15 protein-coding genes, 2 tRNA genes and 1 pseudogene are annotated in these 22898 nt (G+C 73.0%); 8 read left to right on the forward strand and 10 right to left on the reverse strand.

The genetic code is table 11. The annotated features are described in order from the left end of the window. Nucleotides 1-26 precede the first annotated feature (26 nt). From clpX to AB0637_RS07870, 5 genes are all read right to left on the reverse strand, one after another. Nucleotides 27-1328: an ATP-dependent Clp protease ATP-binding subunit ClpX gene (clpX, locus tag AB0637_RS07850; protein WP_366171040.1), complete on the reverse strand. Its 1302-nt coding sequence runs from the start codon at nt 1326-1328 to the stop codon at nt 27-29. A 213-nt stretch (nt 1329-1541) separates the two neighbouring features. Next, nucleotides 1542-2219, reverse strand: a complete 678-nt coding sequence (locus AB0637_RS07855) for an ATP-dependent Clp protease proteolytic subunit (protein ID WP_366171042.1) — start codon at nt 2217-2219, stop codon at nt 1542-1544. 46 nt (nt 2220-2265) lie between these two features. Then, complete coding sequence (locus AB0637_RS07860) at nt 2266-2841, reverse strand: ATP-dependent Clp protease proteolytic subunit (protein WP_366171095.1); 576 nt, start codon at nt 2839-2841, stop codon at nt 2266-2268. A gap of 242 nt (nt 2842-3083) precedes the next feature. Next, nucleotides 3084-4511 carry a trigger factor gene (gene tig / locus AB0637_RS07865; RefSeq protein WP_366171044.1) on the reverse strand — a complete coding sequence of 476 codons (1428 nt, stop codon included), beginning with the start codon at nt 4509-4511 and terminating at the stop codon, nt 3084-3086. A gap of 154 nt (nt 4512-4665) precedes the next feature. Continuing rightward, a tRNA-Pro gene (locus AB0637_RS07870) sits at nt 4666-4739 on the reverse strand. Between the two features lie 103 nt (nt 4740-4842). On the opposite strand from AB0637_RS07870, the gene AB0637_RS07875 reads away from it, so the two are divergent. Both AB0637_RS07875 and AB0637_RS07880 read left to right on the forward strand, forming a co-directional pair. Beyond that, nucleotides 4843-4916: transfer RNA gene (locus AB0637_RS07875), tRNA-Gly, on the forward strand. A gap of 72 nt (nt 4917-4988) precedes the next feature. Beyond that, nucleotides 4989-6221, forward strand: coding sequence for a glycerate kinase (locus tag AB0637_RS07880; protein WP_366171046.1), 1233 nt, complete (start codon nt 4989-4991; stop codon nt 6219-6221). A 22-nt stretch (nt 6222-6243) separates the two neighbouring features. Here AB0637_RS07880 and AB0637_RS07885 read toward each other — a convergent pair whose 3' ends face one another. The 3 genes from AB0637_RS07885 to AB0637_RS07895 form a co-directional block, all read right to left on the reverse strand. After that, complete coding sequence (locus tag AB0637_RS07885) at nt 6244-7230, reverse strand: SpoIIE family protein phosphatase (RefSeq protein WP_366171048.1); 987 nt, start codon at nt 7228-7230, stop codon at nt 6244-6246. Between the two features lie 178 nt (nt 7231-7408). Further along, entirely contained in the window at nt 7409-8206 is a 798-nt protein-coding gene (locus AB0637_RS07890; protein ID WP_366171050.1) for a DNA-formamidopyrimidine glycosylase family protein, read from the reverse strand. Between the two features lie 9 nt (nt 8207-8215). Beyond that, a complete protein-coding gene (locus AB0637_RS07895) occupies nt 8216-8689 on the reverse strand; it encodes a ribose-5-phosphate isomerase (RefSeq protein ID WP_366171052.1) in 474 nt (157 codons plus the stop codon). A 36-nt stretch (nt 8690-8725) separates the two neighbouring features. Here AB0637_RS07895 and AB0637_RS07900 point away from each other — a divergent pair, with 36 nt between their 5' ends. Continuing rightward, complete coding sequence (locus AB0637_RS07900; protein WP_366171054.1) at nt 8726-9457, forward strand: DUF429 domain-containing protein; 732 nt, start codon at nt 8726-8728, stop codon at nt 9455-9457. A 20-nt stretch (nt 9458-9477) separates the two neighbouring features. On the opposite strand, the gene AB0637_RS07905 is transcribed toward AB0637_RS07900, so the two are convergent. Further along, nucleotides 9478-10143 (reverse strand): DsbA family protein, encoded by a 666-nt coding sequence (locus AB0637_RS07905; RefSeq protein WP_366171056.1) that lies wholly within the window; start codon nt 10141-10143, stop codon nt 9478-9480. 142 nt (nt 10144-10285) lie between these two features. On the opposite strand from AB0637_RS07905, the gene pepN reads away from it, so the two are divergent. The 4 genes and pseudogenes from pepN to AB0637_RS07925 all read left to right on the forward strand — a co-directional run bounded on the left by pepN (nt 10286) and on the right by AB0637_RS07925 (nt 18117). Beyond that, nucleotides 10286-12844, forward strand: coding sequence for an aminopeptidase N (gene pepN, locus AB0637_RS07910; RefSeq protein ID WP_366171058.1), 2559 nt, complete (start codon nt 10286-10288; stop codon nt 12842-12844). 833 nt (nt 12845-13677) lie between these two features. After that, the gene (locus tag AB0637_RS07915) at nt 13678-15582 is read left to right on the forward strand and encodes an EAL domain-containing protein (RefSeq protein ID WP_366171060.1); all 1905 of its coding nucleotides are present in this window, start codon (nt 13678-13680) and stop codon (nt 15580-15582) included. A 503-nt stretch (nt 15583-16085) separates the two neighbouring features. After that, nucleotides 16086-17274: pseudogene (locus AB0637_RS07920) on the forward strand (IS256 family transposase). Nucleotides 17275-17841: 567 nt separating this feature from the next. Continuing rightward, complete coding sequence (locus tag AB0637_RS07925) at nt 17842-18117, forward strand: hypothetical protein (RefSeq protein ID WP_366171062.1); 276 nt, start codon at nt 17842-17844, stop codon at nt 18115-18117. Between the two features lie 263 nt (nt 18118-18380). Here AB0637_RS07925 and malQ read toward each other — a convergent pair whose 3' ends face one another. Further along, entirely contained in the window at nt 18381-20522 is a 2142-nt protein-coding gene (gene malQ, locus AB0637_RS07930; protein WP_366171064.1) for a 4-alpha-glucanotransferase, read from the reverse strand. A gap of 180 nt (nt 20523-20702) precedes the next feature. Here malQ and AB0637_RS07935 point away from each other — a divergent pair, with 180 nt between their 5' ends. Then, entirely contained in the window at nt 20703-22880 is a 2178-nt protein-coding gene (locus tag AB0637_RS07935; protein ID WP_366171066.1) for a prolyl oligopeptidase family serine peptidase, read from the forward strand. Nucleotides 22881-22898 lie beyond the last annotated feature (18 nt).

Here is a 22898-nt window from a genome sequence, read left to right on the forward strand (position 1 = left end):
CGGGTGGGGCGGGTCGGGCGGGTGGGTCAGGCCGACTTGTCGCGGCGCTCGCGCGGCGTCTTGCGGGCCGGGGCCTCGCGCGGGACGAGCGTCGGGTTGACGTTCTTGAGGACGACCTCACGGGTCACCACGACGCGCGCGATGTCGTCGCGGCTGGGCACGTCGAACATCACGGGGAGGAGGACCTCCTCGATGATGGCGCGCAGCCCGCGGGCGCCCGTGCCGCGGAGGATGGCCTGGTCGGCGACGGCCTCGAGCGCGTCGTCGGTGAACTCCAGCTCCACGCCGTCCAGTTCGAACATCCGTTGGTACTGCTTGGCCAGGGCGTTGCGAGGCTTCGTGAGGATCTGGATCAGGGCTTCCTGGTCGAGGTTCTCGACGCTCGTGATGACGGGCAGGCGCCCGATGAACTCGGGGATGAGCCCGAACTTCATGAGGTCCTCGGGCATGACGTCCGCGAAGGACGGCTCGGCCTTCTTCTCCGTCGTCGAGCGCAGCTGGGCGCCGAAGCCGAGGCCCTGCTTGCCCGAACGGGCCTCGATGATGCGGTCCAGCCCGGCGAAGGCACCACCCACGATGAACAGGACGTTCGTCGTGTCGATCTGGATGAACTCCTGGTGGGGGTGCTTGCGCCCGCCCTGCGGCGGCACGGAGGCCGTCGTCCCCTCGAGGATCTTCAGCAGCGCCTGCTGCACGCCCTCACCGGAGACGTCCCGCGTGATCGAGGGGTTCTCGGACTTGCGGGCGATCTTGTCGACCTCGTCGATGTAGATGATGCCCGTCTCGGCCTTCTTGACGTCGTAGTCGGCGGCCTGGATGAGCTTGAGGAGGATGTTCTCGACGTCCTCGCCGACGTAGCCGGCCTCGGTCAGGGCCGTCGCGTCGGCGATGGCGAAGGGGACGTTGAGCATCTTGGCGAGCGTCTGCGCGAGGTAGGTCTTGCCGCAGCCCGTCGGCCCGATGAGCAGGATGTTGGACTTGGAGATCTCGACGGCGTCCTCGCCGCGCGTCTTCCCGCTGCCCGCGGCCTCGCCGACCTGGATGCGCTTGTAGTGGTTGTAGACGGCCACGGCGAGGGACTTCTTCGCCGAGGACTGGCCGATGACGTACTGGTCGAGGAAGTCGAAGATCTCCTTCGGCTTCGGCAGCTCCACCAGGCCCAGGTCGTTGGCCTCGGCGAGCTCCTCCTCGATGATCTCGTTGCAGAGGTCGATGCACTCGTCGCAGATGTAGACACCTGGGCCCGCGATGAGCTTCTTGACCTGCTTCTGGCTCTTGCCGCAGAACGAGCACTTCAGCAGATCGCCACCGTCACCGATGCGTGCCACCGACGATTCCTCTCCTCGACGTGCGGGGTGTCCCGACGGCCGGCACAGGGTCCGGTCGCCCGGGACCGTGCGTCCCGCCGGTCGGACCCACGGTACCTGCCGGGTCCACCGCGCCCGACTCATTAGACGCTCCCGGGGGACACGGTGCCAGACCGGCCCCCCGGAAGCTCGGCGTCATGTCACTCACTGCTGCACGTGAGTGACTTTGGGTGCTCACAGAGAGGGGGCGGACGCCTTCCGGCTCTCCAGCACCTCGTCGATGAGGCCGTACTCGACGGCCTCCTTCGCCGTGAGGAACTTGTCGCGCTCGATGTCCTCGCGGACCTGGTCGGCCGTCCGGTTCGAGTGGAACGCGAGCGTGCTCTCCAGCCAGGAGCGCATGCGCAGGATCTCGTTGGCCTGGATCTCCAGGTCGGAGGCCTGACCGTAGTCGCCGCCGGCCATGGCCGGCTGGTGGATGAGGATGCGCGAGTTCGGCAGCGCGAAGCGCTTGCCCGGGGCACCGGCGGCCAGCAGGACGGCGGCGGCCGAGGCCGCCTGGCCCATGCAGTACGTCTGGATGTCCGGGCGGATGTACATCATCGTGTCGTAGATCGCCGTGAGGGCCGTGAAGGACCCGCCCGGGGAGTTGATGTACATGATGATGTCGCGCTCGGTGTCCTGGGACTCCAGCACGATGAGCTGGGCGATGATGTCGTCGGCCGAGGCGTCGTCCACCTGGACGCCGAGGAAGATGATGCGGTCCTCGAAGAGCTTGGTGTACGGGTCCGAGCGCTTCATCCCGTAGGACGTGCGCTCCTCGAACTGCGGCAGCACGTAGCGGGCGGACTGGTCGTACGCCGGGTTCAGCCGGCCCACCGGGTTGGTGCGCGGGTTCGTGTGCGGGTTCATCGGGCGGTCTCCCCTCGAGGCGGTCGTGAACGGCGGGCGGAACAGCTCAGGCACCGGTGCCGCCCCCGCCCTCGACCTCGCTGGTGTGGCCGACGACGTGGTCGATGAGGCCGTAGTCCTTCGCCTCCTGCGCCGAGAACCAGCGGTCCCGGTCGGAGTCGCGGGTGATGGTCTCGAAGGTCTGGCCGGAGTGCTGCGCGATGAGCTCGGCCATCTGCTTCTTCGTGGCGATGATCTGCTCGGCCAGGATCTTGATGTCCGAGGCCGAACCACCCAGGCCGCCGAGCGGCTGGTGCATCATGATCTTCGCGTGCGGCAGCGCCGAGCGCTTGCCCGCGGCCCCCGCGCACAGCAGGAACTGGCCCATCGAGGCCGCCATGCCCGTGGCGATCGTGGCCACGTCCGGCTTGATGTACTGCATGGTGTCGTAGATCGACATGCCGGCGGACACGGAGCCGCCCGGCGAGTTGATGTACATGAAGATGTCCGCGTCCGGGTCCTCCGCCGCCAGCAGCAGCAGCTGCGCGCAGATGGCGTTGGCCATGTCGTCCCGGACCTCGGTCCCGAGCCAGATGATCCGCTGCTGCAGCAGCCGCTGGTAGACGTTGTCGTCCAGGCCCATGCCCGGCTGGCCCGTCCGGGCCTGCTGCGGCGTCACCAGTCCCGGTGCGCTCAAGATCTCGCTCACGCTGTTCCCTGGCCCTCTCCTGGCGTCGACCACCCACCCCGGACGTGTCCGGGAGGGTCCGGCGGATGCTCCGCCGATCTCGTTCGACCCTAACGCGCAGGCTCCGACGACCATGTCGGGACCGGGCCCTTTTCGCTGTGGGCGCACCGTCACCGGTGCGCCCACAGCGGCGGGGATCAGCTCTTGGCGGAGTCCTCGGCGGAGTCCGGCGACGCGACCTGCTCGGCCGCGGCCTGCTCGTCCTCACCCGTGGGGTCGACGGTCTCGCCGGCCTCGGTGGCGGGGCTCTCGACGGTCTCGTCCCCGCTCGCCTCGGTGGTCTCGTCCTCGTCGTCGCCGCCCACGAGCTCCTCGAGGTCGACCGTGTTGCCGGACGCGTCGGTCACGGTGGCCTTCTCCATGGCGACCGCGAGCGCCTTGCGGCGGCGGACCTCGGAGACCATCGAGGGCACCTGGCCGGCGCCGTCGACCATCTGGACGAACTGGTTCGGGTCCATGCCGTACTGCTGGGCCTGGCCGACCAGGTACTCGATGAGCTCGCCCTGCTCGACGCCGATCTCCTCGCGCTCGGCGAGCGCGTCCAGCAGGAGCTGGCTGCGGATGGCCTGCTCGGTGGACTCGGTGATCTCGGCGCGGTGCTCGGCGTCCTCGAGGCGGTTCTCGCGCTCGAGGTGGGCGTGGATCTCGGCCTCGACGAGGGAGGCCGGGACCGGCACGTCGACGACCTCGAGGAGCTTCTCGAGGACCTTGTCGCGCGCCTGCAGGCCCTGCTCGAACTTCTTGGACTGCTCGACCTGCTGGAGCAGGTCGGCCTTGAGCTCCTCGAGGGTGTCGAACTCGCTCGCCAGCTGGGCGAAGTCGTCGTCGGCCTCGGGCAGGACGCGCTTCTTCACCGACTGCACGGTGACGGTGATGCTGGCGTCCTCGCCCTTGCGGTCCCCGCCGGCCAGCGGCGCGGTGAAGGTGGTGGTGCCCTCGGCGGCGACACCGGTGAGCGCCTCGTCCAGGCCGTCGATCATGTTGCCCTGGCCGATGCGGTAGCTGATCCCCTTGGCGCTCTCGATCTCCTCGCCGTCGATCTCGGCGAGCAGGTCGATGGAGACGAAGTCGCCGTCCGCGGCGGCGCGGTCGACGCCGGTGAGGGTGCCGAAGCGCTCGCGCAGCGCGGTGAGGCGGGTCTCGACCTCCTCCTCGGGGACCTGCAGGTCGTCGACCGTGACCTCGATGGTCGACAGGTCGGGCAGCTCGAGGGTCGGGCGGACGTCCACCTCGACGGAGAACTTCAGGTCGCCACCGGTGGCCGGGTCGGGCGCCTGGGAGACGTCGACCGTCGGCTGGCCCAGGGGCAGGAAGTCCGAGGCCTCGACGGCCTGCTGGTAGAACTTCGGCAGCGCGTCGTTGACGGCCTCCTCGAGCACGACGGCCCGGCCGAAGCGCTGGTCGATGACGCGCGCGGGGACCTTGCCCTTGCGGAAGCCCGGCACCTGCACCTGACCCGCGATGGACTTGTACGCCTTGTCGAGACTGGGCTTCAGCTCGTCGTAGCCGACCTCGACGGTGAACTTCACCCGGGTCGCGTTGAGGGTCTCGACGTCGCTCTTCACAGCAGGGGTCTCCTGGGGTCTCTCCACGCGGGGCGGAGGTCGTGGTCAGGCGTGCGGCACGCCGGGTCAGCCCCGACGCACCGCGAAAGCCTAGCCGTCCGCGTCGGAGCCCATCACTGCGCGACCGTCCGCACTGCGGACGGACGCGTGTCCGTCGGGGTACCCGGATTCGAACCGGGGGCCTTCCGCTCCCAAAGCGGACGCGCTACCAAGCTGCGCCACACCCCGCGCACCACCGCACGGGTGGCACAGGCAGCAGGCTACCGCTCACGACCCGCTACGCTGTTCCCCGAGCCACCCCGCAGCGGGTGGCTCGTCGGTGAAAGCACGTGCGGGCGTAGCTCAATGGTAGAGCCCTAGTCTTCCAAACTAGCTACGCGGGTTCGATTCCCGTCGCCCGCTCCACCGCAGCGGCCGGTCCCCCGAGGGGGCCGGCCGCTGCGTCGTTGCGGGGCTCTCCCCCGGTAGGGTCCGCGCATGCCCGAGAAGGTGGCCTTCCACGTCGTCGTGGCGCCGGACAAGTTCAAGGGCTCGCTGACGGCCACCGAGGTGGCCCACACGATCGCCGGGCCCTTCCGCGAGAGCTTCCTCCGCGTCCTGTCGGCCGGTGCACGGGACCGCGGGTTCGACACCACCGGCTGGGCGGTTGTCGCCACTGAACTGCCCGTCGCCGACGGCGGGGAGGGCACCGTCGAGGCCGCGATCCGCTCGGCGGGCTTCGGTGCCGTGACCGTCGACGTCACCGGCCCCACCGGCGACCGCGTGGAGGCGACGTACGCCCGCGACGGGGACACCGCGATCGTCGAGATGGCGCAGGCCTCCGGGCTGGACCGGCTGCCCGGTGGCGTCCGCGCCCCGCTGACCGCCACCAGCCGCGGCACGGGCGAGCTCGTGCGCCACGCCCTGGACGCCGGGGTCCGCGACGTCGTCCTCGCCGTCGGCGGCAGCGCGAGCACCGACGGCGGGGCCGGGATCCTCACAGCCCTGGGCGGACGACTGCTGGACGCCGCCGGGAACGACCTGCCCGACGGCGGGGCGGCCCTGCTCGACCTGGACCGCGTCGACCTGTCCGGGCTGGACCCGCTGGTGCGCCGCCGGTTCTGGACCCTCGCGGCCGACGTCGACAACCCGCTGCTCGGGCCCCGTGGTGCCGCGGCCGTCTTCGGGCCGCAGAAGGGGGCGACCGCCGACGACGTCGAGCTGCTGGACCGGGCCCTCGCCCGCTTCGCCGACGCGCTGGCCGAGGCCACGGGCACCGACGCGCGCGACCAGCCCGGCGCGGGCGCGGCCGGCGGCGTCGGGTTCCTCGCCCTGGGACTGCTCGGGGCGCGGCGCCGGCCGGGGGTGGAGGTGGTGCTGGACCTCGCGGGGTGGGAGCACCGGACGCAGGACGCCTCGCTGGTCATCACGGGCGAGGGCAGCTTCGACGAGCAGACCCTCGGCGGGAAGACGCCCGTCGGGGTCGCCGCCGCCGCAGCGCGCGTCCCCGCTCCCGTGGTCGTCGTCAGCGGCCGCCGGACGCTGCCGGAGGACCGCTGGCGCGCAGCGGGTTTCGCCGACGCGAGGGCGCTCACCGACCTCGAGCCGGACCCGCGGGTGTGCGTCCGCGACGCCCGGAGGCTGCTGGCCGAGCTGGCCACCGCCCTCGGCGCCGAGCACGGGGCCCGGGTCGCGGCGTCCTGGACCGCGCAGGGTCCGGCCCGCACCTGACTCCGGTGGCGTCCCGCAGCGCTCAGGCGTCCCGCCACAGCAGCAGCGCGGTCCGGTCGTCGGCCTCCCCCGGCGCGACGTCGTCGACGAGCCCGGCCAGGGCTCCCGCCCGCGCTCCCGGGGCGAGGGAGAGCAGCCGTGCGACGAGCGCGCCGATCCCCTCGCCGAGGTCGACGTCGCGCTGCTCCACGACGCCGTCGGAGTACACGAGCAGGGCGTCACCCCGCTCGAGCGTCGCCGTCACGGCGGGGAACTCGGCGTCGGGGACCAGCCCCAGCGGCGGTCCCGTGGTCGTCTCCAGGAGCTCGGCCTCGGCGGCGCCGTGGGCGTGCACGGCGGGCGGGTGCCCGGCGGAGGAGACCGCGACCTTGCCCGAGGAGAGGTCGACGGCCACGTGCACGGCGGTGGCGAAGCCCTCGTACCAGCCCAGGCGCAGGACGTGGCGGTTGGCCGCGGCCAGGAACTCGTGCGGGGCCACGGCCCCGAGCAGACCGCCGAAGGCGCCGGACAGCAGCAGACCGCGGCTGCCTGCGTCCTGTCCCTTCCCCGAGACGTCGACGAGCGCGACCTCGAGCCGCTGCCCGCTCAGGCAGGACAGCAGGACGTCACCGGAGAAGGCGTCGCCGTGGGCGGGGCGGACGAGCCCTTCGGCGTGCCAGCCCGGTGGCAGCTGCGGGAGCCGGCCCTGGTCGAGCAGCCGGTCGCGCAGGTCGACGAGCATCGCCTCCCCGAGGTAGCCGGTCAGCCCGAGCCGCTCGCGGCCCCGGGCGAACTGCACCGCCATGAGCGTCGTGAGCACGATGACGACGACGAGGCTGGGGGTCACGGGCGAGCGCTGCTCGGCGCGCAGGACCATCGAGGCGACGAGGGCGAGGACCGTGGCGACGGCCAGCACGAGCATCGGCGCGAGGCGCAGGAGCAGAGCCCCGACGAGCACCAGCGGGACGACCGAGGTGAGCGGGACGCTGCCCGTGCGCGCCGAGGTGAGCCCGACCGCGAGGACGAGCACGACGAGGACGGTCGCCGTTGCGCGCTGCGGAGGGCGTGCCAACAGCCGTCGGACCGCGGCCCGACGACCGGGGCTCAGGCCGAACGCCCGGGACCGGAGCGGTCGGCGCGGGACGGACCGCTGCACCCCCGCATCCTACGAGTGACGGACCGTATTGGACCAATCACATCGCGTGAGGTCACTCGGGCTGGCAGGACGGGCACCACGTGAGGTTGCGCGCCGCCAGCTGCGCGTAGGCGATCTCCGTCCCGCACACCCGGCACGGCTGCCCCTGGCGCCGGTACACGTAGAACGCGTCCGCCCGCGTCGGACGCCCGCTGCGGCGGGTCCGGTGCTCGGGCCGGGTGGTGACGATCCGCCCCGCCCTGACCCCGGCCGCCATGAGCGTCACGAGGTCGGACCAGAGCGCGTCCCACTCGCCCTCCTGCAGCTCGCGGCCGGGCCGGTAGGGGTTGATGCCCGCACGGAAGAGGACCTCCGCCCGGTACACGACGCCGACGCCGGCCACGACCTCCTGCTGCATGAGCAGCCCGGCCGTGCTCGACCGGCTGCGGTGGACACGGGCCCAGGCGACCGCCGGGTCGGCGTCCGCGCGCAGCGGGTCCTCGCCGAGGCGGGCGTGCAGCGCGTCGACCCCCTCGGGGTCGAGCACCTCGCAGGCCGTCGGCCCGCGCAGGTCGGCCCAGCCGCGCTCCCCCTCGAGCCGGAGGCGGACCTGGCCCCGGGGCGCCTCGGGCACGCCGTCGCCCGTCGTCCACTTGCCGTAGAGGCCGAGGTGCACGTGCAGCGTGCGGCCGTCGTCGAAGTCGGCCAGCAGGTGCTTGCCGTGCGCGTCCGTCGCGACCATCGTCCGGCCGTCGAGCAGGGCCGCCCCTTCCTCGAAGCGCCCCTGCGGGCTGCTCACGACGACGGGCGAGCCCGCGAAGCGCTCCCCCAGGCGGCGGGCGTCGCGCCGGACGGTGTGACCCTCGGGCACCGCCCGGGCTCAGGCGCCGGGCAGCGGCGGGAGCTCGCCCGTGCGCGCGTACTCGTCGAGCATCTCGATGCGCCGCACGTGGCGCGGGTCCTGGGAGAACGGCGTCGCGAGGAACGTGTCGGCGAGCACCGTCGCCTCCTCGAGCGTGTGCATCCGGGCCCCGATGCCGACGCACTGCGCGTCGTTGTGCTCACGCGCCAGTCGCGCCGTCTCGACCGACCAGGCCAGCGCGCAGCGGATGCCGGGCACGAAGTTCGCGGCGATCTGCTCGCCGTTGCCCGAACCGCCGATGACGATGCCGAGGCTGCCGGGGTCGCCGGCGACCCCCTGGGCCGCGCGCAGGATGAACGGCGGGTAGTCGTCCTGCCCGTCGTAGGTGGGAGCCCCGTGGTCGACGACGTCGTGCCCCTGCTCGCGCAGGTGGGCGACGAGGTGCTCCTTGAGCTCGAAACCGGCGTGGTCGGTGCCGATGTGGACGCGCATGGCCTCAGCTTGGCAGCCCGGTGCGACGATCGCGCCGTGGGGTCACGCGCGTCGTCGGTCACCGGTCCGGGCCCCGTGGTGCTCGGCGTCGACGGCCGCCGCGGGGGCTGGGCCGTCGCCGTCGTGGAGGGCCGACCGGACCGCGCCCGCGTGCTCACCTGGCTCACGCTGCCCGGGCAGGACGCCGGCCCCGTCCTCGACCTCGCGCACCGGTACGGCGCCCGCGTGGTGGGGCTCGACGTGCCGGTGGGTCTGCCGGCGCACGACTGGCGGCCCGTCGACCTGCTGGCCAAGCGCACCCTCGGCCGCGCCCACCCGCGCGTCTTCCTCGTCCCGCCGCGCGAGGTCCTGCGCGCCCCGGACTACGCCGGCGCCCGGGCGAGGTGCCGGCACCTGCTGGGCGGGCGCGGCCTGTCGGCCCAGACGTGGGGTCTGCGCGGTCCCGTGCTGGCCGTCGACGACGCCCTGGCGGAGCACCCGCCCGCCCGCGGGCTCGTCGTGGAGACGCACCCGGAGTTGTCCTTCGCCGCGATGACCGGCGGTGTCCTGCCGTCGAAGAAGACGCCCGAAGGCCGGGCGGCGCGCGTGCGGGCGCTCGCCGCGTGGCTGGACGGACCGCCCGCGCCACCCGGCGACGACCACCTCGACGCGGCCGCGTGCGCGTGGTCCGCGCTGCGCTGGTCGGGGCAGGGCCGGCCGGCAGGGCCCGCGACCGTCCTCGGCGGGGACGAGGACGAGCGCGGGCTGCCGATGCGCATCGTCGTCTGACGCGACGGGCCCCGGGGGGCTCAGTCGAAGACGGGGCCCTGCGTGCGGGTGCGCTTGAGCTCGAAGAACCCGGGCACGCCCGCCACGAGCAGGCAACCGTCCCACAGCCGGCCCGCGGCCTCGCCCCGGGGCGTGGGCGTCACGACGGGCCCGAAGAAGGCGACGTCGTCGAAGGCCACGACCGGCGTCCCGACGTCCTCACCGACCTTGGTGATGCCCTCGGTGTGCGAGGCCCGCAGCTCCGCGTCGTAGGTCGAGGAGTGGGCGGCCGCGGCCAGGTCGGCGGGCAGGCCGACCTCGGCCAGTGACTCGGCGATGACCGCGTCGAAGTCCTTGTTCCCGCCGGGGTGGATGCGGGTGCCCATCGCCGTGTAGAGCGGCAGGACGACGTCCTCGCCGTGCAGGACGCGGGCGGCCGTCACGACGCGCACGGGACCCCAGCCCTTGGTCATGAGCTCGCGGTACTCCTCGGGCAGGTCCCGGCCCTCGTTGAGGACCGACAGGCTCATGACGTGCCAGCGCACCGAGATGTCGCGCACCTCCTCGACCTCGAGCATCCAGCGCGAGGTCATCCAGGCCCAGGGGCACAGCGGGTCGAACCAGAAGTCGGCCTGGGCCCCGCTGCGGGGCGCGTCCTGGGGGCTGCCGTCCTGCGGGGTGGTCTGCGGGCTGGTCTGCTCGGTCATGCCCTCATGGTGCGCCCGGGGTCCGACACCCGGCTGCGGGGGTCCGTGTCGGAGCGCCGTGGCAGAGTCGTCCGCGACACCGGCCGCCGCGGGCGGCCGGGACGGAGCGAGTGCCCTGGGTGGCTCGAGGAGAGGACGTGCAGTGCCTGGCGAGAACCTGACGCGCGAGGAGGCCCGCACCCGGGCCGGTCTGGTGCAGGTCGAGCACTACGACGTGGACCTGGACCTGACGACGGGGGCGGAGACGTTCCGGTCGACCACGACGGTGCACTTCACGGCCACCCCCGGCGCCTCGACGTTCATCGACCTCGTCAGCGCCGCCGTGCACGAGGTCGTCCTCAACGGCACCGTCCTGGACGCGGCCGTGGTCGCCGACGGGGCCCGCGTCCAGCTCGACGGCCTGGCCGCCGAGAACGAACTCCTCGTCGTCGCCGACTGCCGGTACATGAACACCGGCGAGGGCCTGCACCGCTTCGTCGACCCCGTCGACGACGAGGTCTACCTCTACTCCCAGTTCGAGGTCGCCGACTCCCGCCGCGTCTACGCGGTGTTCGAGCAGCCCGACCTCAAGGCCGAGTTCACGTTCACCATCACCGCGCCCGAGCACTGGCGGGTCATCTCGAACTCCCCCGTCGAGCACCGCCACCCGGTCGAGGCGGGGACGCGTTGGACGTTCGAGCGCACACCGCGGCTGTCGTCCTACGTCACGGCGGTCATCGCCGGGCCCTACGAGGGGTCCGAGGACTCCCTCGTCTCCGCCGACGGGCGGACGATCCCCCTGGGCGTCTACTGCCGCAAGTCCCTCGTCGAGCACCTCGACGCCCACAACGTCGTCCGCGCCACCCAGCAGGGCTTCGAGTTCTTCGAGCGCGAGTTCGACCGGGCCTACCCGTTCGCCAAGTACGACCAGGTCTTCGTGCCGGAGTTCAACGCCGGGGCCATGGAGAACGCCGGGGCGGTCACGTTCGTCGAGAGCTACGTCTTCCGCTCCAAGGTCCCCCAGGCGACCGTCGAGCGGCGCGTCGTCACGGTGCTGCACGAGCTGGCGCACATGTGGTTCGGCGACCTCGTGACCATGCGCTGGTGGAACGACCTCTGGCTGAACGAGTCCTTCGCGGAGTTCGCCTCGACCCTGGCGGCCGCCGAGGCCACCGAGTGGAAGGGGTCCTGGACCACCTTCAACTCCCTCGAGAAGTCGTGGGCCTACCGGCAGGACCAGCTCCCGACGACCCACCCCATCGTCGCCGAGATCAACGACCTCGAGGACGTCGCCGTCAACTTCGACGGCATCACCTACGCCAAGGGCGCCAGCGTCCTCAAGCAGCTCGTGGCGTACGTCGGCCGCGAGGAGTTCCTGTCCGGGGTGCGGGCCTACTTCGCGCGCCACGCCTTCGGGAACACCGAACTCGTCGACCTGCTCCGCGAGCTGGAGGCGACGTCGGGCCGCGACCTGTCCGCCTGGTCGCGCGAGTGGCTGGAGACCGCCGGCGTCGCCACCCTGCGCCCGGTCCTGGAGACCGACGCGGACGGCACCATCACCGCGGCCCGACTGCTGCAGGAGGCCCCGGCGGCGCACCCGCACCTGCGGGCCCACCGCATCGCCCTGGGCTGCTACGACCTCGTCGACGGCAGCTTCGAGCGCACCCACCGCGTCGAGCTGGACGCCGCGGGCGCGAGCACCGACCTGCCCCAGCTCGTCGGCCGCAAGCGCCCGGACCTGCTGCTGGTGAACGACGACGACCTCGCGTACGCCAAGATCCGGCTCGACGACGTCTCCCTCGCCACGGCGCTGCAGCACCTGGACGCGTTCCGCGACTCCCTGCCGCGGTCCCTCGTCGCCGCGGCGCTGTGGGACATGACGCGCGACGGGGAGTCCCCCGCCCGCGCCTACGCCGACCTGCTGCTGACGACGCTGCTGCCCGGCGACGCGGCGCGGGCCGACTCGACGGTCGCCCTGGTGCTGCTGCGGCAGCTGACGACGACGGTGGAGCTGTACACCGCGCCCGGGCACCGCGAGGAGGTGCGGGCCCGCACCGCGACCACCCTGCTGGAGCTCCTGCGCGCGGCCGCCCCCGGCAGCGACACGCAGCTGCAGTTCGCGCGGGCGTTCGCCTCGGCGGCCCGCAGCGAGGAGCACCTGGAGGTCGTCGCGGGCCTGTACGACGGGTCCGAGGTGATCGAGGGCCTCGAGGTCGACGCGGACATGCGGTGGGCGCTGCTCACCGCGCTCGTGGCCGGCAGCGTCCGGGACGCCGCGGCCATCGACGCCGAGGTCGCGCGGGACGCGACGGCGACGGGTCAGCGCTCGGCGGCCGCGGCCCGCGCCGCGATCCCCACCCCGCAGGCCAAGCAGCAGGCGTGGGCGGACGTCGTCGAGCGCGGCGACCTGCCGAACGCGGTGCAGGCCTCCGTCATCGGCGGGTTCTCCCGCGCCCACGACGAGGAACTGCTGCGGCCGTTCGTCGAGCCGTACTTCGCCGCCCTGCGCACGGTGTGGACCGAGCGGACCCACGAGATGGCCCAGCAGATCGTCACCGGCCTCTACCCGCTGGAGCTCGCCGACCACGCCCTCGTCGAGCGCACCGACGCCTGGCTCGAGGCCGAACCGGACGCGCCGCCCGCGCTGCGCCGGCTCGTGCTGGAGAACCGCGACGGGGTCGCCCGCGCGCTGCGGGCGCAGGAGCGCGACGCGCAGCAGTAGGTGCGGTCCGCGACGCCGTCCCGGGGGGCATCCCACCCGGGACGGCGTCCCAGCCCGTTGCAGCAGGACCGTTCGCCTCTGTCGGCTCGGCCGACGACACCACGGATCCCGACTCGTCAGCTGGTGCGTTGGACCGGCGACCTGGTGAGCGGGCGCACAGGCGCCACCGCCATCCCCTTCGTCGTGACGGCCCCGTCTGCAGTGGGAGCGGCCACCTTGCCGATCGCCTCGGAGAGGAGCCGGTGCCCCACGGGACGCTGCGGGACGCAACCCGACGAGTCGCGTGACCGCCTGAGCAGCCCGACGCTCGACGGACCGCCGCCACCTCGGAACTCGCACCGACTCGCTGACGCGTGCAGGACGCCAGCGCGAGTTCAGTCCGAGACGCGGAGGGTGTCCCCGTGGCCGGACGCGGACTGAGCACCAACGGATGCCTGCCGCCAGCTGGTTCATGTCCGCCGCCACTCCCGCCACGTCCTACCCGGTGGTGGAGGTGCCGTGCAGCTGCCCACGATGCTCCCGCGGAAGAGCGTGGAGAGGACCACGAAGCGTCCGTCGGGTGGCGGAGGGTCCATCGGCGTAGTGTGCAGTTCACCGAGGGCTACTCGCGCGCTGTCACTCCCCGAGGAAGCGCCGTTCCCGGTTGACGTCTTCTGGACGCGCTGATGGACGGCGACGCCCGAACGACCGCAACCCGCGTCTAAGCCTCGGATGGTTCTCCTCCACGTCGATCCGGCTGGCGGACGACCCACCGCCGTCCGTCCCTCCTCGCCGGAAGAGGGTGGGCGTCGTGGGCAGGGTCAGGTCGTCGTGCGTCGCGGACGGGACGCACCATGACCGAGCACGATGGATCCGACCACGATGTCTCCCACCACCCCGGAACCGTTCCCGAGGCCCTCGTCCACGCGGTGGCGCGCCTGGCACGGGCAGCCACGGGCGAATTCACCGTGGACGCCATGCTGCGGGAACTGTGCGAGGCCGCCGGTGCCGCCTTGGCCGTGGACAGCGTCGGGGTGATGGGCGTGAGCGATGGGGACGGCTTGCGACGCCGGGGCCGTTTCGTGCACTCCGACACCTCCACCTTCGAGGTCGAGATGCTGCAGGACACCCTGCAGCTAGGCCCGTGCCGGGACGCGATGGACTCCGGCGCTCCCGTGGTGATCACCGACCTGCGCATCCAGCGGGGTCGTTGGGACGACTTCACCGTCGCCGCGTTGGCCTCGCAGATGGCGGCGGTGGTGGCGTTGCCGCTCCGCAGCCGCGGCGTCTCCTGGGGCAGTCTGGACCTCTACCGTCGCGAACCCGGGGAGTGGGAGCAGTCCATCCTCACCGCCGCCTCGCTCCTGGCCGACGTGGCGGTCTCCTACTTGGTGATGGCGCACGACCGAGATCAGGCCCGCGCCTCCCAGCGGGAGCTGGAGCACCGCTCGATGCACGATCAGCTCACCGGGCTGCCCAACCGGGGCCTCCTCTACGACCGCATCGAGCACGCCCTGCTCACCGCCCGACGCCGCTCCGCCACGATCGCCCTGGTGTTCATCGACCTGGACCGCTTCAAGAACATCAACGACACGTTCGGCCACGGCGCCGGGGACCAGGTCTTGACCGAGGTGACCCGCCGGATGTACGCCACGCTGCGCTCCGGGGACACCCTGGGGCGTCTGGCCGGGGACGAGTTCGTCCTGCTGTGCGAGGAGCTCCCCAGCGACGCGACGCAACTGCACCGCACCCTCACCCTCATCACCTCCCGCCTGCGCGCCGCCCTCGCACAGCCTGTGCGAGTCGACGGCATCGACCTCCTCGTCTCGGCCAGCATCGGAGTCACCACCGCCCACGACGCCCCCGACGCCGACGCGTTGCTCCACGACGCCGACACCGCGATGTACGCGGCGAAGGAGGCCGGGCGGGGGCGAGTGATCATCCGTGACCACGTCTTCGGCGACGTCCACGGTTTCGGCCGCCGCCTGGAACGTGACCTCGCCTCCGCCCTCGAAGGGCGACAGCTGCGCCTGCACTACCAGCCGATCATCGACGCCCGCACCGGACGCATCGAGGCGGTAGAGGCCCTCCTGCGCTGGCAACACCCCGAGTTCGGCCTGTTGCCGGCCATCGACTTCATCGACCGCGCCGAAGCCAGCGGTCTGCTGCCGCGCCTCGGGCACTGGGTCGTGGAGACCGCCTGCGCCCAGCTCGCGGTGTGGCGACGTGACCTCGACGGGCGCGCGCCGCAGCGGGTGTTCTGCAACGTGCGCCCGCGCGAACTCTCCGACCCCGACACCCTCACCGCTCTGACCGCCAGCCTCGCCGTCCACGGTCTTCAGCCGGGGGACCTGGGGTTGGAGATCCTGGAGGAGGCCTTCTCCGATCCCCTGCTGTTGTCGGCCCTGGGAACCTACTCCGCCCAGGGGCACCCCATCGCTGTGGACGACTTCGGCACCGGGTACTCCTCGCTGTCCCGTCTCGTGGGGTTCCCTGTGGCCTACGCGAAGATCGACCGCAGCTTCGTCGCGGGCCTGCCGGAGGACACCCGGTCCAGGGCCCTGGTCGACGCGGTCCTCGTCGTCGCCGCCGGTCTGGACCTCCGCGTCATCGGTGAGGGGGTGGAGACCGAGGAGCAACGCGCGTACCTGACCGGGGCAGGGGTGCACCTGCTGCAGGGCTACCACCTGGGCCGTCCTCAACCGACGGGCGCCATCAGCGTCCTCCTGGGCGGGACGAAACCCGAGACGACCGGGTAGACCGGCTTCGACGCGGCAGACCTGCACGACCGCAGACACCCCACCGCTTGCCGTCCACCACCTTCGCCGCAGGCCAGCGACTCCCCAGGAGTGCGTGGACAACGCCTCACCATGTCTGGGAACCGGGCCGTCAGTCCGTCAACGGCCGGCGCACCACGGCGTTCCTCGGCTCCCGCGGCACCGGGAATCCCGCGTCCTGCTCCGCGGCAGGACCGCTTCGGGTGGCGCATCGGGTTCCGGGCCCGCCCTCCAGGGGTCGGACGGGGAATGCAGCTCTGCTGCGCGAGCCTTTCCACGGGTGAGTCCCCTGGAGTGGTGTATTTCGGCCCCACCAGCCTGACCGGACCGGCGTGTCCCGGACAGCAGGTGAGGACCACCGCGTGAAGCTCTGCGAGTACCCGCCAAGGAACCCGTAGAAGGAGATCAACGCGATGGCCCTCGAGGCCCAGTCTGCCCTGTCCACCCTCACCGACTCACTCACTACGGCCGACGACGGCCAGCTCATGCGTCGGATCCTGCAAGGCGCCCTGCAAGCCCTCATCGACGCCGAAGCCGAGCACCACATCGGCGCCGCCCCGCACGAGCGCTCAGCAACGCGCACGACCCAGCGCAACGGCGCCCGTGACCGCCTCGTCGCCACCGCCGCCGGGGACCTGGCGGTGAAGATCCCCAAGACCCGCACCGGCTCGTTCTTCCCGACCCTGCTGCACCCGCGTCGACGCATCGACCGCGCCCTGCACGCAGTGGTCATGGAGGCCTACATCCATGGCGTCTCGACGCGGAAGGTCGACGACCTCGTCGAGGCTCTGGGCGTCGAGTCCGGCATCAGCAAGTCGGAGGTCTCCCGGATCTGCGTCGACCTCGACACCGAGGTCGAGGCGTTCCGCACCCGGCCGCTGGACGCCCAGGCCACGCCTTACGTGTTCCTGGACGCGACGTACTGCAAGGCCCGCATCGGCGGTCGGGTGGTGTCTCAGGCGGTCGTCATCGCCACCGGGGTGACCGCCGACGGTCACCGCGAGGTGCTGGGCTGCAACGTTGGTGACGCTGAGACCCTCGACTTCTGGAAGGCTGCGCGACCGCGGCCTGCACGGGGTCCAGTTGGTGATCTCCGACCAGCACCGCGGCCTGGTCTCGGCAATCGAACAGTCCATGGCCGGCGCCAGCTGGCAGAGATGCCGGGTCCACTTCATGCGCAACGTCCTCGCGAAAGTCACCAAGGGGCAGGCGGATGCGGTCGCGGCGATGGTCCGCACCATCTTCGTCCAACCGTCCCCGACCGCTGTCACCGAGCAGGTCCGCGTCGTCGCCGACAGCCTGCGCAGCAAGTTCCCGGTCGTCGCCGACATGCTCGATGAGGCCGGCCCCGACGTCACGGCCTTCGCGGTGTTCCCCGAGGCGCATTGGCGCAAGATCTGGTCGACGAATCCGCTGGAACGGTTGAACCGGGAGGTCAAGCGCCGCACCGACGTGGTGGGCATCTTCCCCAACGCGAAGGCCCTGCTCCGCCTCGCCGGCTGCGTCCTGATCGAAGCCCACGACGAGTGGCAGTCCGGGGAACGGCGCTACCTCTCCGAGGCCTCGATGGCGCCGCTGAGCCCGCCAGAGCCAACTGCCCTGCCCGCCACTGCGGGCGCCACGAACCCCGACATGACTGCCACGCTCGACACGACTACCGCGCTCACGGCATAGTCCGAAACGCAGCGCTTCACGCGCGAGGAGTTACACCACTCCAGGGGACGTCATCCTTTCCACCGAGGATCGAGGCAGCCCGCCGCCGACGACGCCGTTCACGTTGCCTCTGCGCCGTCGACTGTGTAGTCAGGTGGTGGAGGACACCGGTGCGCCAGCCGGTGACGACACCTCTCGCCGGTCCAGGTCAGGGCAGGCGGCCCTCCCCCGCAGCAGAGCTGCACAGGGGCGCGGGCCAGCACCGACTCGCACCACCTGCCCCTCCTCGGGGCAGACCTGAACAGACCGCGTCCCACCGGAGCCGTCATGACTCAGCGCCCCGCCCCTCCCGCACCCCCCACCTCGGACACCACCGCTCGCACTGGCGCCAGTGCATCGAGCGGGGCCTCCCCGGCGGTGGAGACGATCGTCAGGGCCCAGCTCGCCCGAGAACACGCTCGGCTCGTCCGCCGTCAGGCCCAGAGGGTTCGCGAGACGTGCGCCTCACGTCGCGCCACCGTCCCCGAGACACCTGACCTCTCACGCCCCGCCCCCAGCACCCGTGGGGCCCCGCCGGCCAATCGTGCGTTGGCGGTCCGCGCCTTCCTGGGCGACGTGTGGGGTGACGAGCTCCCACCCAGCCCCGACCCCTGGCTGACCTTGACGCAGGACGCGCTGGCTGCCGACGACCAGGAAGGGCGCGCCCACGGGTTCCTCGTCTACGCCGACGCCGTCCACCTCGACGTCCTGATCGAGGTGGTGTCCCAGGCGCTGCGCAGCCACCCGTGCCCGATGAGCACCCTCGCCCGCCTCCCGACCGCTCTGCGGGAGCAGGTGCACCACCGACTGCTGTCCCCTTCGTGATCGTCGGCGTTCGCGGCCTGCCGCACGCGGTCATCGCCTGCTGCGGGGTGCCCGGTGACCTCCCGGGGCGGGGCGGGAACGACGCGGGCCTCGGTGGCGGTGCGCCTCACGTGACCCACCCGGCGTCGATCTCGGCCTGGCACGAGCCTGCGCGCGAGAACGCCGACCGGCCGTCGCGTCGGCCACGGACGCCTACCACGAACCCCCTCTACCGCGGGTGATCTCGCGCTGGGAGGTCACGGCGACGAGGAGACGTCCCCGGTTCAGGAGCGCAGGGCCTCGTCGACGGCCCGGGCCAGCGACTGCGCCCGCACGTCGTCCGCGAGGTCGTCGAGCAGGACGACCTTGCCGTCCGGCCCCGTCAACGGCATCCGCCAGTTCGGGTACTCGTCGGACGTGCCGGGCTGGTTCTGGGTGCGGCGGTCGCCGACGGCGTCGACGAGGGAGACGCCGACCATGAGCGAGGGCGAGAGCGCCAGGTAGCGGTGCAGCGCCTCGACGGTCGCCTGCTCGTCGGCACCCTCGGCCAGCAGCCCGCGGTCGCGGACGAGACCGAGGATGCGTTCCTGCTCGGCCGCGTCCTGGGCGCGCTCCTCGGCGACGGGTCGCGTGAGCAGTCCGAGCCGGTCGCGCAGCGCGACGTGCTCCTGGGCGAGGTAGCCCGCGGTGGGCGGCAGGTCGTGGACCGTGACGCTCGCCAGGGCCAGCTCGCGGTAGGCCTCGGGGGCCTTCGGCCGCTCCCCGTCGTACTCGAACCACAGGACCGCGCTGCCGAGGATGCCGCGGTCGGCGAGGTAGTCCCGCACCCACGGCTCGACGGTGCCGAGGTCCTCGCCGACGAGGACGGCTCCGGCGCGCTGGGCCTCCAGGGCCAGGATCCCGATGAGGGCGTCGTGGTCGTACCGGACGTAGGTCCCCGCCGACGGCGCCGCGTCCTGAGGGATCCACCAGAGCCGGAACAACCCGATGACGTGGTCGATCCGCAGGCCGCCGGCGTGCCGCAGGATCGTGCGGACCATGTCGCGGAACGGGGCGTAGGCGACCTCCGCGAGCTGGTCGGGCCGCCACGGCGGCTGGCTCCAGTCCTGGCCCTGCTGGTTGAACGCGTCCGGCGGGGCGCCGACGGTCACGCCGTGGGCGAGGGCGTCGCCGAGCGACCAGACGTCGGCGCCGTCGGGGTGCACGCCGACGGCGAGGTCGTGGACGATGCCCGGCCCCGTGCCGGGCGCCGTCGCGGCGTCCTGTGCCGTGCGCAGCTGCTCGTCGCACTGCCACTGCAGCCAGCGGTGGAACTCGATGCGGTCGGCGAGCTCTTCCACGAGCCCGCTGGCGCGTGCGGCCTCGGGGTCCGCGGCCGCGGCGGGCCAGTCGGCCGCGGGCAGCCCGAAGCGTTCGGCGAGCGCGCACCACGTGGCGAACCCCGTCAGGCCGGGGTCCTCGTCGGCGACGTACCGGCGGAAGGCGGCCTCGCGGGACAGGGTGCGGCCGTGGGCGTACACGACCTCGAGGGCCTGCCGCTTGGCCGCCCACGCGGCGTCGCGGTCGATCTCGGAGCTGTCGTGGTCGGCGGGCCGGACCTGGTCGGCGAAGCGCTCGACGAGGGCGCGGTCGCCCGGGGACAGGTACGCGACCTCGTGCACGTCCTCGACGCGCAGGTAGACCGGGTTGACGAAGCGGCGCGTCGTCGGCAGGTAGGGCGACGGCTCCATGGGCGCCACGGGCTGCGCCGCGGCGAGCGGGTTCACCAGGACCCAGCCGGCCCCCTGACCAGCGGCGACGGCGGCGAGCTCGGCGAGGTCGGCCAGGTCGCCCACCCCCCACGACCGGGACGATCGGACCGAGTAGAGCTGGGCCTGGTAGCCCCAGCTGCGGCCCGTGCGCAACGTCGTCGGCAGTTCCAGCACGTCGGGGGTGACGACGACGGGGCACCGGGTCACCCCGTCCGGGGTGCGGGCCGTCAGCACGTGCCAACCCAGCGGGAGGTCGTCGGGCAGCTCGAAGGTGGCGCGGCCGGTGAGCCGGCCGTCGATGCGGACGGGGTCGACCCAGCGGTCCAGCTGGCGCAGCGGCGCCCAGCCCTGGTCGTCCTCGAGCTCGACGGTCACGTCGACGGGGTCGCCGTGGGCGACGTGCACCGGCACGGGGTGCAGGCGCCCCTCGCGGGCCACGACGACGGGGGGCAGCACGCGTCGCCAGGGCCGCTGCTTCACCTCGTGCAGCGCGTCCCGGACGGCCTCGCGCGAGGAGACGTCCAGCCCCATCGCCGTCAGGACGGCCGTCACGGTCGAAGCCGGGACGGTGGTGGCCCGGCCCTGCCAGTCCGTGAAGGTGGTGGCGACCCCGCAGGCCGTCGCGAGGTCGGTGAGCTCGGCGCCGAGCTCGGCGGTCGAGGAATCGGTGGCCACCCGGCGACTCTGCCAGACCCGCTGCCCCCTGGCGCGTCCGAGACGCAGGGTTCACGTGGACGTCACACGGGGACCTCGCGCGGGCACCGCGCGGGAGCCGTGGAGGGTCCGGGCGGGCCGGCGGCGGAGCGTGGCGGGGCGCGCCCGCCGTGTCGGGGCCCCGACCTAGGGTGGTCGTCCATGGACACCCAGCCGTCCCCGGACCGTCCCGCCGCGGGGCCGGGCACCGACGTCGCCCCCCGCCTCGACCTCGTCGAGGAGCTGCACGGCGTCCGGGTCGCCGACCCGTACCGCTGGCTGGAGGACGCCTCCGACCCGCGGACCGAGGCGTGGTCGGCGTGGCAGGACGAGGCGTGGGAGCGCTGGGCCGCGCAGCTGCCCGGGCGCGCGGGCCTGGAGCGTCGGGTCCGTGAGCTCATGGCGACCGGGTCGGTGGGCACCCCCGTCCACCGGGGCGACCGGGTCTTCCGCACCCACCGCGACCCCGACGCCGAGCACGGCGTGCTCACCGTCACCGACCCGGGAGCGCCGCCGCGCGTGCTCGTCGACCCGGTCGCCCTGGACCCCTCGGGGACGACGACGCTCGACGCGTGGCGCCCGGACGTCGAGGGCGACCTCGTCGCCTACCAGCTGTCGGAGGGCGGCAGCGAGGAGAGCGTCCTGCGCGTCCTGGACGCGACGACGGGCGAGGTCGTCGACGGACCGATCGACCGGGCCCGCTACTCCCCCGTCGCGTGGCTGCCGGCCCGTGAGGGCCGCCGCTCCTTCTACTACGTGCGCCGCGAGCCCCCGGAGTCCGTGCCCGAGGACGAGCAGCAGTACCACCGCCGCGTCCACCTGCACGTCGTCGGCACCGACCCCGACACCGACGTGGAGGTCTTCGGGGCCGGCCGCGCGATGACGAACTACTACGGGGTCTGGACCTCCCGCGACGGCCGCTGGCTCGTCGTGACGGCCGCCGCGGGCACCGCCCCCCGCAACGACGTGTGGATCGCCGACCTCGCCGACGGCGACCCGGCCCGGCCGCGGTTCCGGACCGTGGTCGAGGGGCGCGACGCGAGCACGAGCGCCTGGGTCGGCCGCGACGGCCGGCTGTACGTGTTCACCGACCTCGACGCCCCGCGCGGCCGCCTCGCCGTCACCGACCCGGCGACGCCGGAGGTGGAGCACTGGACGGACCTCGTCCCGCAGGCCGACGCCCTGCTCGACGACGTCGCCGTCCTCGACGGCCCCGAGCTGCCCGACCCGCTGCTCGTCGTCGGCTGGACCGAGCACGCCGTCAGCTCCGTGACGGTGCACGACCTCGCGACGGGCCGGCGGCTCGAGGGCGCGGCGGGTCGCATCGACCTGCCGGGGACGGGTGCCATCGGCGGGCTCGTCGGCCGTCCCGAGGGCGGGCACGAGCTGTGGTTCGGCTACACCGACACCACGACGCCGTCGCACGTGTGGCACCTCGACGCCCGGACCCGCGCGCTGACCGTCGAGGCCGCGCCGCCGGGGGCCGTCGAGGTGCCCGCCGTGGTGAGCCGGCTGCTGGAGTACCCGAGCCTGGACGGCACCGTCGTCCGGCTGCAGGTGACGGCGCGCGCCGACCTGCTGGACGGGGACGGGGTCCCGCGCACCCCGGCGCCGACCGTCCTGTACGGCTACGGCGGGTTCGGCATCAGCCTGTCCCCGCATTACGCCCCCGACGCCCTCGCGTGGGTGGAGGCCGGCGGCGTGTACGCCGTGGCGAACCTGCGCGGCGGCGGCGAGGAGGGCGAGGACTGGCACCGGGCCGGGATGCGGGGACGCAAGCAGAACGTCTTCGACGACTTCCACGCCGCGGCCCGCTTCCTCGTCGCCGGCGGCTGGACGACCCCGGCGCAGCTGTGCGTGCACGGCGGGTCGAACGGGGGCCTCCTCGTGGGCGCGGCCGCCACCCAGGAACCCTCGCTCTTCGCCGGGGTGGTGTGCTCGGCGCCGCTGCTGGACATGGTGCGCTACGAGCTGCACGGCCTGGGCGCGACGTGGAACGACGAGTACGGGACGGCGGCCGACGCCGAGGAGTTCGGCTGGCTGCACGCCTACTCCCCCTACCACCGGGTCGTGGAGGGGACGGCCTACCCCGCGGTGCTCTTCACCGTCTTCGACGGCGACAGCCGCGTCGACCCCCTCCACGCGCGCAAGCTCTGCGCCGCCCTGCAGCACGCGACGTCCAGCGACCCGGCGCAGCGCCCCGTGCTGCTGCGGCGGGAGAAGGACGTCGGCCACGGCGCGCGGTCGGTGTCGCGCAGCGCAGGGCTGGTCCGCGACACCCTGGCGTTCGCGGCGCGGGCGACGGGACTGTCGCTGGACCACCTCGACGACCGGTCCTGACGGATCGAGACGACCGGC

Source organism: Kineococcus sp. NPDC059986, assembly GCF_040702905.1.
GTDB lineage: Bacteria > Actinomycetota > Actinomycetes > Actinomycetales > Kineococcaceae > Kineococcus.